This window comes from Flammeovirga sp. EKP202 (assembly GCF_014534745.1).
Classification (GTDB): domain Bacteria; phylum Bacteroidota; class Bacteroidia; order Cytophagales; family Flammeovirgaceae; genus Flammeovirga.
Genome location: NZ_JACVVP010000013.1, coordinates 117,819 through 135,599 on the forward strand (window position 1 = coordinate 117,819; position 17,781 = coordinate 135,599).

Here is a 17,781-nt window from a genome sequence, read left to right on the forward strand (position 1 = left end):
CTTTGACTAAAAGTAGCTTCATACTCCATGATTTTTTCAATAGATAAATACAACGAATTCACTGAAAAATTTGAAAAATACCCTGAAGAGAGCCAACATAAATACATTATTGTAATGTTAGGTGCTGGTTTACAGGGGTTGAATAAAACAAGACTGAAGGATCTTCTGAAAGAATTGTTACCAAATTTAAAGACGGTAGAGTTGACAAAAGAGATCAACCAAGTACTTCAGGAATTGGTCAAGGAAGAATTTTTTTTTACGATCGAAAATAGAGGAGTTACCTATTATAAAGTGGATTCGGTGGAGTATTATCTGTCTGTTTTGATAAAAGCAAAAGGATATTTACAGAACGAATTATTTCACAGTGCTTTTAAAAACATTGTATTCGAACAAAAAAACTATCCAACATTTTGGGGTACTCTAAGTTATAAGCCGGAGTCTGTAATAAGAGATTTTGTAGTACCTCTTACATCAAAGTTAAATTATCCTCTTCTACTTAGTAATTATTTTAATCCTGAGTTTTCAGATCCTTTAGGAACTTATTCATCAACTTTGTTTTTTGGCTTATATACCTTGTATTCATTTGGATATCTGGAAGATAATTTGAGTCCCAACTTAAGTGTTGAAATTTGGGATTTTATTTATAAAAGTTCCTATACTGCTTTATTAGATGGTGAGGTGGATGTACACACATTATCTACTTTTGAAAAGTACACTTCTAAAATGTACAAGGACGAAGGAGTAATGAAGGCCTTGTTATTGGTGTGTCAAGGGTATACCGATTCTGCTTTGGAAATCATACAGAATGCAGATAATTTTGATAAAGCCTTTGTAGAGTTATATGTTGCCCTAGCCTCTAAGGATAAAGAAAATGTACTGGAAAAGGTATTAAGTTTAGCTGGATTAGAAAATATTCAGGCGAACTTCAAGAAAAAATCTTCAAAATTTTGGCAAGAATTAAGTACTGATAAAGAATTGACCTTAATGCTCTTGGTCTATCAAAAATACAAACAACAATCCTTAAGTTTATTAAGAAACAGATACATCTACTTTGACAAAAAATCAAAAGAGGGTTTTCCTTCTGCATTTTATTCTATCTTATTAGAAGCAGTGATTTACTTAAGTACAAACTCTACGGTAGATGGATTATTACCAGAATATGAATTAGAAGAACATTTACGTTATCATCTTCACGAATCTTTAGTTAATGGTTATGGTCCATTGACAATTACATTTACCTATTGGATTTATGGTAAGTTATTTGGACAAAAAAGTTCACTGGATGAGGTGACTTATCTTTATTTGCAGAGTAAGGCTATTGAATATCAAAAGGGTGGACATCAATGGTACGCATCATTATATGCATGTGCTTTAGGTGAAAATAAGTCAAATGATGAAGATGTAGATTTGAGTTATTTGATTGATGAAGATCTCTTTCGTTTTGAAGATATATTAAGTGCAGGTTCTGAGGAAGAGTGGGAGTTATTGCTTCAAAAAATGGGAGCAATAGCGGAGGATTTTCATTTGATTGATAAAAAAGAAAACAAAGGAGTCAAAGAAGGTAGACTTTTATGGGTGGTGTCTGATCATAGGTTGTATGTGCAACCCATGGAGCAGACCAAGTTGAAGAACGGAAAGTGGAGTAAGCCTAAAAAAGTTTCTGATACTCGTTTATTGAAAAAAGGTGTAAAAGGGATGTTGGAAATTGATCACGAAATTCTGGACAAAGCCATTCGTACATACGGAAGAGGATATATGGATTTTGATGTCTTGGAAGTGTGGAAACGCTTAGAAGGACATCCAAATGTTGTTTTAGAATCGGATGATAATGTATCAGTGATTGTTGAAAAGCGTCCTTTTGAATTACAAATTGATGAAGCAGGTGAGCATTATCGTATTTCTTTTGATAAAGACATCAATATCGATTTTCCACTAAAAAGAGAAACCCCTACAAGGGTGATCTATTATAATGTAGATAAAAAAATTAAGTATTGGGCTGAGAATTTCCCTCAAGAAATCATCATTCCTAAAAAAGGAAAAAAACAATTAAAAGAGGCAATCACCGCTTTAGGGCAAACACTGAATATTCACTCCAATGTGGAAGATATCAGAGAGGAATTGCCTGAAGTGAAAGCAGATCAAACTATTCATGCATTGCTGACACCAAGAGGTAATAATATCCTTTTGGAGCTTTATATGAAGCCTTTCAAAACTATTCCTCCGTATGTGACGCCTGCAGCAGGAAAGGCAGTATTGGTGGAAGAAGTGGACCGAGTACGTACTAGAGCTATCCGAAATTTAGAGGAAGAAAAAGCCCTCTTAGAGAAATTCTACTATCAGAGACCTTTCTTGGATAATACTAATGATGGGCATCATGCTTGGGAATTATCCGATAGGGAAGAAACATTGAACGCTTTGCAAGAATTGCAGTTTGGTGATATAAAACCGGTAGTAGAATGGCCCAAAGGTGTTCGTTTTAAGCTCCTTTCAAAAATAGGAGGTGAAAGTATCACCATGAATATTCAATCCAAAAAACGAGATTGGTTTGCCGTTTCAGGGGAAGTAAAGGTAAATGAAGAAGTGATTGTATCTCTTGAATCCTTACTGAAAGCCTTTAAAAATGATCCAAACAGCAGTTATGTAGAAATTGAAAAAGATCAGTTTGTTGCATTGACGGATTCTTTAAGAAAGCAATTAGCCACATTGACAAGTGTAGCTGTTGAAGATAAATTAGATTTTAAAGTTCACCGTTTATCCTCTTATGGTGCACTGAATGCATTGACCAATGAGGCATTAGTCAGAAGTGATAAGTCATGGCAAACGTTGCAGGAGCAAATCAATACCGCTTCTGAAACTACCTATGCAGTACCTAACACGTTACAAGCGACATTGAGAGATTATCAAGTAGAAGGATATCAATGGTTGTCTCAATTGGCTTCATGGGGTGGAGGGGCTTGTTTAGCCGATGATATGGGATTAGGTAAAACCTTACAAGGGATTGCTTTGATGGTGGATAAGGCAAAGGATGGTCCTTCTTTGGTAGTGGCCCCTTCTTCCGTAACGTTTAACTGGGTGAATGAAATCAGAAAATTTGCTCCTACCTTAAAACCTCATTTACTTTATAATACCAATAACAGAGAGGTGCTATTAAAAAATGCAGGAGCATATGATGTGATCATTTGTAGTTATGGTTTACTTCAATCGACCTATAAACCAATCGTGAAAAAAGATTGGAACATTGTTTTACTGGATGAGGCACAAGCCATCAAAAATAAAACAACCAAACGTTCTCAAGTGGCTATGCAGTTGGAAGGTAAAATGAGGATTGTAACGACGGGTACACCTATCGAAAATAACCTTTCAGAATTATGGAACCTCTTCCAATTCATCAATCCAGGCCTATTAGGTTCTTGGGAATCTTTCAATAAAAACTTTGTACTAAGAATTGATTCAGGAGATCAACATCATTCAAAATCAGCCAAAAAAGTATTGCGTAAGCTGATCACTCCATTTATTCTGCGAAGAAAGAAAAGTGAAGTGCTGGATGAACTTCCATCAAAAACAGAATCAGTATTAAGCGTGAATCTATCAGAAGATGAAATGACGTTGTATGAAGCACACCGAAGAACAGCCTTGGAGGAAATTGAAGGAGTATTGGAGAAAAATAAAGACCAAAATGTACAACTTCAAGTCCTTGCCGAGTTGACTAAATTACGTCAATTATGCTGTCATCCAAGTTTGGTAGATCATGAATTCCAATTGATGGGAAGTAAAATCTCACTCCTCTTGGAAACGCTTCATGAATTGAAAGAAGGAGGACATCGAGCTTTAATTTTTAGTCAGTTTGTTGGCTTTTTAAGTATCATCAAAAAATATTTGGAAAAAGAAGGCATTTCATATCAATATTTAGATGGTTCTACCACTTTGAAAAACAGAGAAAAAGGAATCAATGCATTCCAATCTGGAGAAGGTGACGTCTTCTTAATTTCCCTCAAAGCAGGCGGTACCGGACTCAACTTGACAGCTGCCGATTATGTGATTCATATGGACCCTTGGTGGAACCCAGCCGTAGAAGATCAAGCTACAGATAGAGCACATCGTATGGGACAGAAAAGACCTGTTACAGTTTACCGCCTAATCTGTAAAGATACCTTAGAGGAAAGAATGATACAGCTCCACTCCGATAAGCGTGAACTAGCGGATGATTTACTCAGTGGCACCAATCAAGCAACCAAGTTGAATACAAGTGAGTTGTTGAAGTTGTTGCAGAAGAATGAAACGATATTAGAACCATAAGAATAATCAGAGCCCTTGAATAATTGATTTCAAGGGCTTCTTTTATGCTCTAAATATAAATCGATATGCTTGATTTTTTCTTAACCTCAAAGAATCTCATTCCAAAAACCACAATGATTTACACGTATTTAAGAAACATTTAATATCTTGTATACAACTCTAATTATCTTTACTTTCTTAACCAAAACACTATGGTCACTATTGACAAATCTAAACCGGTAATGATTACAGGGGCTACAGGATATGTGGCAGGGCGAATTGTTGAAAAGTTACTTAAACAGGGATTAACAGTGCATGCACCTGTAAGAAATCCCGATAATACAGAAAAATTGAAATACCTGAATGCTTTAGCAGACCAATACGAAGGAACGATTAAGTATTTTAAAGCGGATTTACTAACGCCGGGTTCTTATGATGAGGCAATGAAAGATTGTGAATTGGTTTTTCATACCGCATCGCCTTTTATCACATCGGTGAAGGATGCTAAAAAGGATTTAGTGGATCCAGCATTAAAAGGAACTGAAAACGTTTTGAACACCGTCAATAAGACCTACTCCGTGAAAAGGGTGGTGTTAACGAGTAGTTGCGTGGCAATTATTGGTGATGCCAAAGACTTATTAAATGTGCCTAATCAGATAGCAGATGAGAGTATTTGGAATACTACCTCTTCAGTAAATCATCAACCTTATAATTACTCCAAAACGGTAGCCGAAAAGAAAGCGTGGAAAATAAATAAAGAACAGGACCGATGGGATATGGTGGTCATCAATCCTTCTTTTGTTCTTGGGCCTGGCATTAACCCCACAAGTACTTCTGAGAGTTTTAATATTATGAAACAATTGGGAGATGGTTCTATGAAAATGGGGGCACCCGGCTTACACATTGGTATTGTTGATGTAAGAGATTTAGCACAAGCCCATTATAATGCAGGTTTTACACCAGAGGCAGAAGGGCGACATATTATTTCCAATGAAAGCTACACCATCTTAGAAATGGCGGACTTTCTAAGACAGAAATATGGAAAGGCCTTTCCTTTGCCAAAGAAAGAACTGCCTAAATGGTTAGTGTGGTTGATCGGACCAACACAAGGAATACCTAGGAAAATGGTGGCTAAAAATTTTGGGTATAAGTGGTTAGTCGATAATACAAAAAGTAAAGAAAAGCTAGGCATAAAGTACCGTGATGCAAACTCAACGCTCAATGATTTCTTCGGACAACTTGTAGATGCAGGAGTGTTCTCTAAATGATGAATCACTTTTTTCGATTAGCCTATAACACTACACATTTTAATTTTATAAAAATAGAAATACACATTATTGACTATCAGTGATGTGTATTTTTACGTTTGGAAATGTTTTCAAAATAACACACTTTGGCTTATTTGTTGTACTTAAAAAAGTGCGAATACTTGTTTTTATTATTCAATGCAAACTGCAATAATAAAAGCAACACTGAATACTCAAATCATATAACACTCTCTCTTCAGTTTTTCTCTAATCCTAAATAATTTTATATTCTTGAATATTATTAGGGAATGCGTATCCAAATAATTTTGTGTAAAATTTAAGATTGATATCATATCCAAATACAAAATGTTCTTGCTTTAAAGTGGTGATATCAAATTCTTCTCTTTTCATCTCTGAAAAAGGAGTAGGGCTATCGTATGTAGTTATAGCCGAAGGGATAAGGAAACTTTTATAAATACCCAATGACGCAATTTGAGCGATAGCTCCAGCAAATCCATATCCTACAATGTGGATAGCATTAAATTGATTTCTCTTGCTATTGATATGTCTGTAAATATCCATCTTCACACTTTGGAAGCATTTTAGGTAACCAAGGTGTATGCCATCATGTTGCTTGAAATCAAGTCGAATTCTTGTCATTGAAACCAATGACTGTGTGGGGTTAAACTCTATAAAAAGTGTATTTTGAATGATATTGAGTTTACAGTTTATCCCTTTTCCAAAAATTAAATGTTCATTTATATTATCTTGCATTATCTTATCTCTGTTATGGACATTCGGTGTATGTGTACTTGAAGGGTAATTGTGAGCTAAATTGTAAAATTGTCTCTTTAGTTTAAAACTTCTGTAGGATAGCATCTTAAAATAACAAATTTAATACTCTAATTAATGAATTATCAAGCACTTAAAAGTACTATAACGAATGTATTCGGACCAATTAGTGAATATCTCTGATTACAAATAATTATATACTTGTTGATCTTACAAAGGTATTTTAGAAATGTGTTATTAGGGTGAACACTAAAGCAATCTTGTTTTAATTAATCAGTGAATTTGTTCCAATTTTTGTGTTTTGAATAACATTGGGTTTACTTTGTATTTTTATTGCGTAATAATTAGGGACAAAAAATAATGGATAAGATTAAAGTAGTAGCTTTTGATGCGGATGACACACTGTGGGTCAATGAGCCTTTTTTCAGAGTGTTTGAAGAGGACTATTTTAAATTGATGTCTCCTTATATGGAGAAGGAGGAGTTAAAAGAGAAGCTATTCCATTTGGTAATTAAAAACTTGCCAATGTACGGGTATGGAACAAGGGGATTATCGTTATCCATGATTGAAGGAGCTAATTTATTTTCCAATGGAAAGGTAAAGGCTTCGGAAATTGCTCAAATTTTGGAGTTTGGAAAAAGAATGCTCAACAATCCCATCGAATTATTGGCTGGCGTAGTGGAGACATTAGAATATTTGCAAGCCAAAAACTACAGATTGGTAGTAGCCACAAAAGGAGACCTCTTGGAGCAAGAAAGGAAAATTGAAAAATCAGGTTTAGATCAATATTTTCATCATACTGAGATTGTTTCTGAAAAGAAAGAGGCAGGGTATCATAAACTGTTGAAACATTTGGACATTGAACCCGATGAATTTTTGATGGTGGGGAATTCTTTAAAATCTGATATTGTTCCTGTTTTAAATATTGGAGCACATGCTTATCATGTACCTTTCCATAGTACTTGGGAGCATGAAATGGTAGATCATAAAGTGGAAGGAGCTAAATTTAAAGAGTTAAAAAGCATCAGAGAAGTGATGAACTACTTATAATTCATTACCTTAAGGGATAAGTATTATTTCTCATCCCAAACATTCGTCTTACTCAAATACCCAGCCTTATGAATACTTATCTTGTGAAGAAAATACTATTGTTTTTTGTCGCCTGTTTCGAAACCTTTTTTATGCTATTTTTTATAGGTAGTATGTTAGCCAGTAGTGCTTTCTATTATATTATTAGAATCGTTACTTGGCCTTTTCGATTTATGCAGAATCTTTATTATAAGGTAGTTGGGAAGAAGAAAAAGTCATTATACTTTGACGGAAAAGCAGCCCGTTAATACAAAAGAGGGATGAAAGAAATTGATTGTGATTTTCTTTCATCCCTTTTTTGAGACTTAATATTGTAGACTAAGTTTTTAATGATTTGTGGTTTTTAGAAATCAGGAGATTTCTGATGACCTTTTAAGCACGAATGACGCTCAAGCTTAACATTCGCGCTAGTGTTTTTTTTAATAAAACACTTTTCTTCTGTAATTAAGCAATCACAATGTGAGTGTGTTTACAATACTATATTTAAATGTAGTTACTGTAGGGGCGTTTTAGTAAAACGACCTCACGAACCACAACAAACTTTCATTTTACTGAACAATCGATTATTTTTTCCTTTTCACCCCTCTAACCGCTTCCTCTATCCAAGGATTATCCGGCCAAGAATGTTTAGGATACCTTCTTTTCAGATCTTTCTTCACCTCGAAATAAGCATTATTCCAAAAGCTATTTAAGTCAGATGTGATTTGAACAGGTTTGAATCCTGGAGAAAGTAAATGGAGCACTACATTTTGCTGTCCATTATTAATCATTGGAGTACTTTCTAAACCAAAACATTCCTGAAGTCTAACCGCCAATATAGGAGGTTGTCCGTTATCAAGGTACTTTAGTTTAATGTTGGAACCACTTGGTACTTCAATTTTAATAGGAGCTAAAGAGTCTAGTTTTTCTTGTAATTCCCAAGGTAAACTATGCTGTAAAATATCCTTTAGTTCCAACTTCATCAAATCAGAAGGCTTTTTTACTTTATCCAAATAAGGACTTAACCACTTTGATGCAGAATATAAAAGCGTTTCTGTGGAGACATCAGGCCATTTGTCTTTTGGGTTCCACTTTTTCAAAGAAAGCACACGGGACTGCCATTGTTCCACTTCTTTGTCTTTAAAAGGAAGTAATTGTTTTCCCTCCTTTTTTACAGCATCTAAGATTGCTTGTTGTAAGTGTGATGGATCGGGATTGTTGATAGGTGTACTTTTCAGAATAATATTTCCAATACACAGTTGTTTGTTGGCGATCAATCCTCCCTCATCGGTATCCCATTTTACGACTTCTTTTTCTCTTACCATTGGAGCAAGGTCTGTAGGATCAAGAGGAGAAGCCATAAATATTTTTCCCATTCCATCTCTAGCATCAATATGAGCTACGGCTAACCAAGCCTCATCCGCTAGTTCATCTCTATGTCCAATAGCAGCAATTTTTCCATTGGCCAATTGGAATTGAGCATTATTACCGGGTTTTGCACATGCAATTCTTTCAGGGTAAGCATGTGCCAATAGTAAACCTGTTTCAAAATCATCAAAGGAATGATTGTCTTCTTTTGATTTGAAGACTTTACGGTATACCTCAGCGATTTTATTAATCTGACGGAAGCGAGGATTTTTTCCACCATCTCTTGAACGTCTTAAAGCTGTAATTCTAGTATTTATATCGGCTCCACTGTTTTTAGGCAATGGATCTCTTTCTTCAATAATAGCGGCAAGGTCAGTGGCTAAAGGCAATAAGTCATTTTCCTCCGCAAACAAAAGCATATGTGCAATACGAGGGTGACAAGGAAGGCGATGAATTGCCTTACCATGTGGGGTGATTTTCTCATCTTCTAAGGCTTCCAATTGTGTCAATGTCTCTTTGGCTTGTGCTACATGTCCAGCAGGAGGAGGTGTAACCCATGCTAATTCATTAGGGTGGATGATGCCCCATTGTGCCAAATCTAAAACTAATGAGGTCAGGTCCGCTTGCTCAATTTCAGGTTCCCTCGTTTCTTCTATTCTGCTATGTGTGGTTTTGCTCCACATTCTATAGCAGATACCTGGTCCTAAACGTCCGGCTCTACCTGCTCTTTGATCAGCAGCGTCCTCAGAAACCATGACAGTCTCTAACCTTGATAAGCCTGAATTGGGGTCAAACTGTTGAATACGCGTAAACCCACTATCGATCACAATTTTTACCCCTTCAATGGTCAAACTTGTTTCGGCAATAGAAGTAGCCAATACAACTTTCCTTTTTCCTTCAGGATGAGGTAAAATAGCCGCTCTTTGTTTGTTGATAGGCAATTGACCAAAAAGAGGATAAATAGCGACACCTTTGGTATGTTGATGCAACAGATCAGCACATTTCATGATTTCACCCTGTCCCGGTAAGAAACAAAGAATATCGCCATCATGATCTTTTAAGGCATTTTGAATTGTTTTGGTCATCAATTCAGGTAAGAGATATCGATCTGTATCTCCCACATAGAATTTCTCAACAGGGAACATTCTACCTTGACTTTCTACAATCGGGCAATTATCCAACAAGGCAGAAAGTTGTGGCATATCCAAAGTAGCTGACATGACCATTACCTTCAAATCATCTCTTAATACCTGTTGACACTCTCTACAAAGTGCCATGGCTAGATCAGCGTGAAGACTTCTTTCATGAAATTCATCAAAAATAACGATCCCTACATCCTCCAATGCATTGTCATCCTGAAGCATACGTGTTAAGATCCCTTCTGTTAGAATCTCAATTCGTGTACGCTCAGACACTTTAACATCAAATCGAACTCGATAACCTACCGTTTCTCCCACTTTCTCTCCCAACATATCTGCCATACGTTGAGCAATGGATTTAGCCGCTAATCTTCTGGGTTCAAGCAGAAATATTTTTCTCCCCTCAAGCCATTCTTCATCCAATAAAGTAAGCGGTACTAACGTACTTTTTCCTGCACCCGGAGGAGCCTTTAAAATGATGGTGGATTCTTGTGCTAAATGCTTTCTTACCTCAGGAACAACTTCTGCTACGGGTAAATTAAATTGATGAAAATCTAAACTCACTATGCCTTTTCTTTCTGTTTTTCAAATTGAGCTGCAAGATAAGGTAATTTAAACTGAAGAAGATGAAATCAACTTAATTATTAACGCTATCAAAGAAAATACACTGTAAACTAAGTTTTCGAATATTTATGGTATTTAGAAATCAGGAGATTTCTGATGATCAGTGGGACACGAATGACGCTTACGTTTATCATTCGCACCAATAGGCTTTCTAATAAAGAAGAAGGAAATTTGAAAGTAGATCCAATAAAGATTTATAGAAAGGTAGATTGAAATTTAATGAAAACTTTAAGGTTGAGATTTTTTTCAATCCCAAGGCACATCATAAGGTAAATTTTCTCAAATATTTTTATCTTGTACTGTGTTGATAATCAATATTAAAGTGGTTACCTCATGGGCCAAAAATAAATTTTATAACCAAAAAATTAGCATCATTAAATTCTTATAACTAATATTGTCCTATAGAAATACTAGAGTAGTAAAAATAAAACGAAAAATGATATATAATAACATTCTTGATACAATTGGTAAAACACCTGTTATTCAAATTAATAAGCTCTTTGGAGATCGTAAAGTTTACATTAAATCAGAAAAATTTAACCCTGGAGGAAGTATCAAAGACCGTATTGGTTTAGCAATGATTGAAAAAGCTGAGCAAGATGGTGTGATCAATAAAGATACTCATTTGATTGAACCAACTTCTGGAAATACAGGTATTGGTTTAGCAATGGCTTCTGCGGTAAAAGGTTATAAATTGACTTTAGTAATGCCGGAGTCGATGAGTATCGAGAGAAGAAAATTATTAGCTTCTTATGGTGCGAAATTGGTGTTGACAGCGAAGGAGAAAGGAATGAAAGGAGCCATTGAAAAAGCTGCTGAATTAGCCGCTGAAGAAGAAAATTCATGGATCCCATCTCAGTTCGATAACCAAGCCAACGTAGATATTCATAGAACGACTACAGCTCAAGAATTAATTGAAGACTTCCCGAATGGCATTGATTACATCATTACCGGTGTAGGTACGGGTGGACATATTACAGGTGTGGCACAAATCTTAAAAGAAAAATGGCCTAACTTAAAAGTTTATGCTGTTGAGCCAACAACAAGTGCTGTAATTTCTGGAGAAGGTCCTGGTCCTCACCCTATTCAAGGTATTGGTCCTGGATTTATTCCCAAAAACTTAGATACTGAAGCCATTGATGGTGCTGTAAAAGTAGAAGCTGAAGATGCTAAAAAATTCGCAAGAGAATTTGCTTTACAAGAAGGCTTCTTAGCGGGTATTTCAACAGGAGCGTCATTAGCTGCGGTAAGTCAGAAATTACCTGAAATAGACGAAAACGCAACTATCTTGACATTCAATTATGATACAGGTGAAAGATACTTATCGATCGAGGGGCTGTTTGGAGAATAAATCAACAGCACGAATATTTTAATTCAGAGATTATAATATCACTTTATATAATCAGAGTTTTCCTTAAATTAAGGCATCAATTTCATATGAAGTTGATGCCTTTTTCTATAATCCACAATAAATCAAAAACATGAAAGCTATAACATTTCATTCGGCTAAAGACACATTTCAATTAGAAGAAATTCAAATGCCAACTCCTGCAAAAGATGAAGTAAGAATAAAAGTACAAGCTTGTGGTATCAATCCCGTTGATGCAAAAGTAATTCAATGGAAAGGTATGGTAGGTGAGCGCATGAATGATGAGTGGGTAGTTGGGTTAGATGTAGTTGGTGTGATTGATGAAATTGGTGAAGAAGTAGAAGGTTGGAATGTAGGAGATGAAGTTTTTTACCACGGTAACATGACTCGTCCTCATGGCGGGTTAGCTGAATACGCCATTCATAAGGTGAATACATTGTTGGATAAGCCGAAAGAGCTGCCTTTGTTGGATGCTGCAGCAAGTCCTTGTGCAGGCTGGACGGCATGGAGAGCCATCGTAGAAAAGTTAAAGGTCAATGAAGATGATTCTTTATTGATCATTGGTGGATCTGGAGGTGTAGGATCTTATGCTGTACAAATTGCCAAAAATGTCTGCGGGTGTAAAGAAATATTGGCCGTTGCTTCTTCAAGAAATGAGGAGTATGTCAAAAGTTTAGGTGCTGATCATGTGATTTGTTATGATAAGGTCAATGTTCTGGAAGAAGTACAACGACTCACAAATGGTGAAGGTGTGACAAAGTCATTTGATACAATCGGAGATGATAATGATATTTTAGCAGCAAACGCTTTAGGTTTTAACGGTCAAATGTTGGAGCTGGTAAGAACGGTTAGACCTGATCAATATGAGAATGTTTTTATGAAAAATTTGACATTTCATCAATTGGCACTAGGTGCGGGTCACGAACATGGAAACATCGGACAAAAAGCAATTGTAGATGCCGGAATAGGTTTGACAGTGGCTTTGGTCAACGGTAAGGTAAAATCTCCAAAATTAGTTACCGTTGATTTTGAAGGTGCAATAACAACATTGAATAATATTTTAAATAAGAAAGTGGTAGGTAAGGTAGTGTTGACCTTATAATTTAACTTCTTAAGCCATGTACCAATAGTGTTGATCACGGTTTTATTTTTAAAAGTTTCGAAAAATGCTTTCATTCATCATTAGCCTACAATTTAAGTGGGTCTAATGATGATAGCACAAATTGAACTTTAGAGCATTTAATATCATTGGGGCAATAGGAATGAAATTTAGCTTACGCCATCAAAGCCTTGACTTTAATTCTAACGAACAAACTTGAATTTAAATCATTAGTGACTTACTACTTCCTTCAATATCCCTCAATCGGTTTAGTAATAATAGGTGCACAAAATAATATTTCCACTTAAAAAATGGTTTATAGCAGCCTATTTGATGTTATCAAATAGGTGAAATAATTGATATAAAAGCACATTTATACGCTTAAATACAAATTTACCCCTTATTTAAAGCATCAATTTTTTCTACCCTAAGTGTGTCTACAACCTAATTTTGAAAATGTAGAAAGACAAGGACAAGAGCGTAAAGCAATGCTATAACATCTCTTTTGTCTTTGAGATTGAAATAGTAAAAAAGAATTTTTATAAGTATGAAATTAGTCAAAAAATTATCGCTTCCGATTCTTCTTTGTGCTATGTTTTCTTGTCAAAAACCGCCAGCACAGCAAGAATTGACAACAGAACAAACGTATCAAGAAGATTGGAAATCTATTGCGAAAGTAAACAAAGAACCAGATTGGTATCAAGATGCTAAGTTTGGTATTTATACACACTGGGGACCTGTATCAGGCGCTTTCGTTAATATGAAAGAAAAGCAATACTTACCAGGATGGCACGGCATGTTGATGTATGGTAAAAATGGTATTCCAAACTGGAAAACAGGAAAATTACCTAAAAAGCCAGACGGTACTCCTAACACAAATCCAACGAAAAATTACTTACATCACGTAGAACAATTTGGTGACCCTGCGGAATACGGTTACACTTACTTAATCGAAAACTTCAAACCAACAGGTTTTGATGCTGAAAAGTGGGCTGATTTGTTTGAAAAATCAGGGGCTAAATTTGCAGGTCCAGTGGCAATGCACCACGATAACTTTGCCATGTGGGATAGTAAGGCGACACGTTGGAATTCTGTAAACTATGGAGGTAAAGACATCTCTCAGGAGTTCAAAACAGCGGTCGAAAAACGTGGTATGAAGTTCCTTTCTTCTTTCCACCACGCATTTACTTGGATGTATTTTGCTCCAGCTCACCAATATGAAGGTGCAGTAAGTCCAGAAGATTATGACTTGTATACTACACCGCACGGTTATGACGATAAAATGCCTACAAAAGAATTCCATGATCAATGGTGGGCAGTCTTGAAAGAATACATTGACGATTATCAACCAGATATTATTTGGTTTGACTGGTGGTTAGAAAATATGGATGAAAATTACAGAAAGAAGTTTTTAGCGTATTACTACAACAAAGGTAAAGAGTGGAATAAGGAAGTAGTGGTAATGTTTAAAGAAACTACATTCCCAGAAGCAACAGCCGTAAGAGATTACGAAAGAGGTAGACCAAACCAACCGAAAAAGGATGCATGGGTAACGGATACTTCTCCAGGTACTTGGTTCTACAGATCAAATGCGAAGTTTGTAAAAACAAACGAGTTAGTAGATATCTTAATTGACATTGTTTCTAAAAATGGTAACATGTTATTGAATGTTCCTCCAAATCCAGATGGTACAATTCCAGTAGAAATGGAAAACTTATTGACTGATATTGGTGGATGGTTAAAAGTAAATGGAGAAGCAATCTACGGAACTCGTCCTTGGACAATCTTCGGTGAAGGTCCTACAAGAATTCCTGCTGGTGGTCATAAAATCGAAAGAAAGAAAATCGTTTACACTGAAAACGATATCCGATTCACGAAAAAGAATGATAGTGAATTCTACGCTCTTGTGATGGACACTCCAAAAGGTGATATTGTTGTAGAAACATTGAGCACTAAGTTTGGTGTCTTAAACAACAAAATCGAGAAAATCACACTTTTAGGTAGTGATGAGCCATTAAAATGGGAAAGAAATGAGTATGGATTAGTAATCAAACGTCCTGCTAAATTCCCAACAGATTATGCTCACGCTTTCAAAATCCAATGTGAAGGTTACAGAGAAACTGACATTGGCGGAGATCTAGAACAAAATTTATAATGTAAATTTCAATAGATAGTGGTAGTCACCCTTGTTGCATAACGAGGGTGACTTTTTTGTGCTATTTAGAAATTGTGAGGTTTTTAATGATCGCTTAAGACAAGAGAAATGAAATTTAGCTTTTGCGTTCAAAGCCCTTACTTTTTTGCTTTGTTTTTGTTTTAAGACAAAAATGAAGAAGAAGGAAGCTTGAAAGTTGACATAAACTATAGTTTACAGTTTTTAATTTCTTAACCTCTAAAATTATTGATGGTTAAAGCTATGTTGCTAAAGTGACATTAAGCTTTAACCATTTTTTATTTATTATCTCTGTTATGATGTTCATCAAAAATGTACTCTTTTTTCTTAAATGTTAATGGTTTTTAGGGTGACATATAGTTACATTTTTGAGGAGAAGTAGTAAATGATTCATATATCATTACAGAAAAAGTACGTCAGTGTGTAAAGTCAAGGTGATATTGAATATTTTTTCATTGAATAATTTTTATAATACACATTTTCAGTTTTTTAGGTTTTGTTTTTTTGTGTTAAACAAATAAAATTACTTTAAATAAAAGTGTGAAATTAGAACCTGTAGACATGTTTTCTTAAAATTATTTTACATAATGTTTTCGTAACATAAAGATGGTTAAATATAAAGGTAATACCATTTATAATTCACTTTTATATAATTATAAATACATTATGATTTAAGTATCTTTTTTCTGAAATGAAGACTGGTGATATGTGAAAATTGTACAATTGGGAGAATTGGTTTTATGTAATAAAATATCACTAGAAAAGCTCAAAGTGTATGACCACATTTGCCCCCGAAATTTTGAGTTAAAAAAAATTAAATAATTATCTAACTAAATTTTTTCATGAAACATCTTTATTTCTCTTTGAAGAAAGTAGCTATTCTAATACCATTATTTATAACACTAATGGTATGTACAACTACAAACACTATGGCCCAAGAATGGTGGGTTGGTACAGCTATCAACAAGAACGAGGACTACATGGACCTCGACAACAATGACAACTATGCAGGTGGACCTCTAAGAGTAGGTATGATCGTCACTGAAACAGATGGCAAAACCTGGTCAGGTCTGAGACAATGGGATCCAGACAGTAATTTGTATGGTGGTTTGATCATTGATGCAAACACAAGCTATGACATCTACTTGAAGTCTCGCCGTGTGGGTATTGGTCTTGACAATCCAAGTGACAAACTTCATGTTTACAATGGTAACATTAGAATCTCTGATCCAAACAGTACAACTAGATTAAACTTCTATTCAGGATCAAGTTCTAGATTTACAATGGGACAACACAAAACGGGTGAGGCATTCCTTTGGAACGAATCGAATGATTACATGCAATTTGCTACAAACAATACCGAAAGGTTTAGAATTTCAAGTGCAGGTAAAGTAAGAGTAGGTTCAGGAAATGCCTCTGAGTATTTTGAAGTGTATCCTGATACTGATGTATCGGCAATTATCGGTAAAGCCAAAATAGGTTTTATCTCTAATTATACGGACATGGCCGGGTTTGCACATTACGATAACTACACTTCATCGAGCTATGCATTATTACAGAAAGCAGATGGTACAACTTTAATCAATGCAAAATCTGGAAAATTAATTGATTTGAGAATCAATAACAGTACTAAGGTTCGTTTGGCTTCAAATGGTTACTTGGGGGTTGGAACTACTTCACCTCAAACTACTTTAGATGTAAACGGTACTATTGTCGCGGGTGGAAAGGAAAATGGACTTTATAACAGTTCAGACAATGGAACACCTTTGGATGGTGGTGAAGGTATCATTTTACCTGGTGGAACTTCTCAGTACAACATTTCAGTACAAGACGGTAATGGTAGAATTCAGCATAAGTGGAATGCTACTACAGGAACAAGTGAAAAATTCCTTGTAGGAAATGAGGATGCCGCTTTCATTGACATGGGTGTTGAAGTGAGCAATGATGATTGGATCGCATTCAAATGGGCTGATGGTTCAGGTAAAGCAGCAGGAGAATCAATCTCTTGGGGTACTCATTTTGCGATAAACAACTTAGGTAATGTGGGTATTGGAGTGACTAATTCTCAATACAAATTGAACGTAGGAGGTACTTTCAGAGCTAATGGAGCTTCAAGTTTTGCGGAGTCAGCGACTTTTGAAAAGAGTGCTTCGTTTGAAGAAGATGCCAACTTTGAATCACAAGTTTACATAGGTTCAAGAGACCATAGCAGTTTCAACAATCACGCAATTGATCAGTATGAGTTGATAGTAGAAGGTGATGTGATTGCGAAACGAGTAGTAGCAGCTCCTAGCAATGAATGGCCGGATTATGTATTTGAAGAAGAATATGAATTGGCACCGTTGTCTGAGGTAGCTTCATTTATTGAAGAAAAAGGACATTTGCCTAACATGCCTTCTGCTGCTGAAGTAAAAGAATCAGGTGTTGATGTAGTAGAAGTAGAGCGTATTTTACTTGAGAAAGTAGAGGAGTTAACTTTATATGTGATCGAATTAGAGAAGAAAGTAGCTGAAATTGAACAGAAAAAATCAAAAAGAGAAAAAAGAAGAGACAGAAAAAAATAATTGTTTTTTCTAAAGCCAATTTAACCAAATGAATAGGTTCAAGAAGCTTATAACCAACTAAAT

10 protein-coding genes are annotated in these 17,781 nt (G+C 35.5%); 8 read left to right on the top strand and 2 right to left on the bottom strand.

What is annotated here, in order from left to right; all coding sequences use genetic code 11:
• The first annotated feature begins 27 nt into the window (after positions 1-27).
• Positions 28-4,296, top strand: coding sequence for a DEAD/DEAH box helicase (locus tag IC221_RS10350; protein WP_188168903.1), 4,269 nt, complete (start codon positions 28-30; stop codon positions 4,294-4,296).
• Positions 4,297-4,487: 191 nt separating this feature from the next.
• Positions 4,488-5,543 (top strand): NAD-dependent epimerase/dehydratase family protein, encoded by a 1,056-nt coding sequence (locus IC221_RS10355; protein ID WP_188168904.1) that lies wholly within the window; start codon positions 4,488-4,490, stop codon positions 5,541-5,543.
• Between the two features lie 252 nt (positions 5,544-5,795).
• On the opposite strand, the gene IC221_RS10360 is transcribed toward IC221_RS10355, so the two are convergent.
• Positions 5,796-6,296 carry a hypothetical protein gene (locus IC221_RS10360; protein ID WP_188168905.1) on the bottom strand — a complete coding sequence of 167 codons (501 nt, stop codon included), beginning with the start codon at positions 6,294-6,296 and terminating at the stop codon, positions 5,796-5,798.
• A gap of 378 nt (positions 6,297-6,674) precedes the next feature.
• On the opposite strand from IC221_RS10360, the gene IC221_RS10365 reads away from it, so the two are divergent.
• Positions 6,675-7,364, top strand: a complete 690-nt coding sequence (locus IC221_RS10365; RefSeq protein WP_188168906.1) for an HAD family hydrolase — start codon at positions 6,675-6,677, stop codon at positions 7,362-7,364.
• Positions 7,365-7,495: 131 nt separating this feature from the next.
• Positions 7,496-7,651: a hypothetical protein gene (locus tag IC221_RS10370; protein ID WP_188168907.1), complete on the top strand. Its 156-nt coding sequence runs from the start codon at positions 7,496-7,498 to the stop codon at positions 7,649-7,651.
• Between the two features lie 315 nt (positions 7,652-7,966).
• Here IC221_RS10370 and hrpB read toward each other — a convergent pair whose 3' ends face one another.
• Positions 7,967-10,453, bottom strand: a complete 2,487-nt coding sequence (gene hrpB / locus IC221_RS10375) for an ATP-dependent helicase HrpB (RefSeq protein WP_188168908.1) — start codon at positions 10,451-10,453, stop codon at positions 7,967-7,969.
• 496 nt (positions 10,454-10,949) lie between these two features.
• On the opposite strand from hrpB, the gene cysK reads away from it, so the two are divergent.
• From cysK to IC221_RS10395, 4 genes are all read left to right on the top strand, one after another.
• A complete protein-coding gene (gene cysK / locus IC221_RS10380) occupies positions 10,950-11,864 on the top strand; it encodes a cysteine synthase A (RefSeq protein WP_188168909.1) in 915 nt (304 codons plus the stop codon).
• A 130-nt stretch (positions 11,865-11,994) separates the two neighbouring features.
• Positions 11,995-12,984 (top strand): zinc-binding dehydrogenase, encoded by a 990-nt coding sequence (locus IC221_RS10385; protein ID WP_188168910.1) that lies wholly within the window; start codon positions 11,995-11,997, stop codon positions 12,982-12,984.
• 544 nt (positions 12,985-13,528) lie between these two features.
• Positions 13,529-15,136 (top strand): alpha-L-fucosidase, encoded by a 1,608-nt coding sequence (locus IC221_RS10390; protein WP_223241353.1) that lies wholly within the window; start codon positions 13,529-13,531, stop codon positions 15,134-15,136.
• Positions 15,137-15,996: 860 nt separating this feature from the next.
• Positions 15,997-17,718, top strand: a complete 1,722-nt coding sequence (locus IC221_RS10395) for a hypothetical protein (protein WP_188168911.1) — start codon at positions 15,997-15,999, stop codon at positions 17,716-17,718.
• Positions 17,719-17,781: the final 63 nt, after the last annotated feature.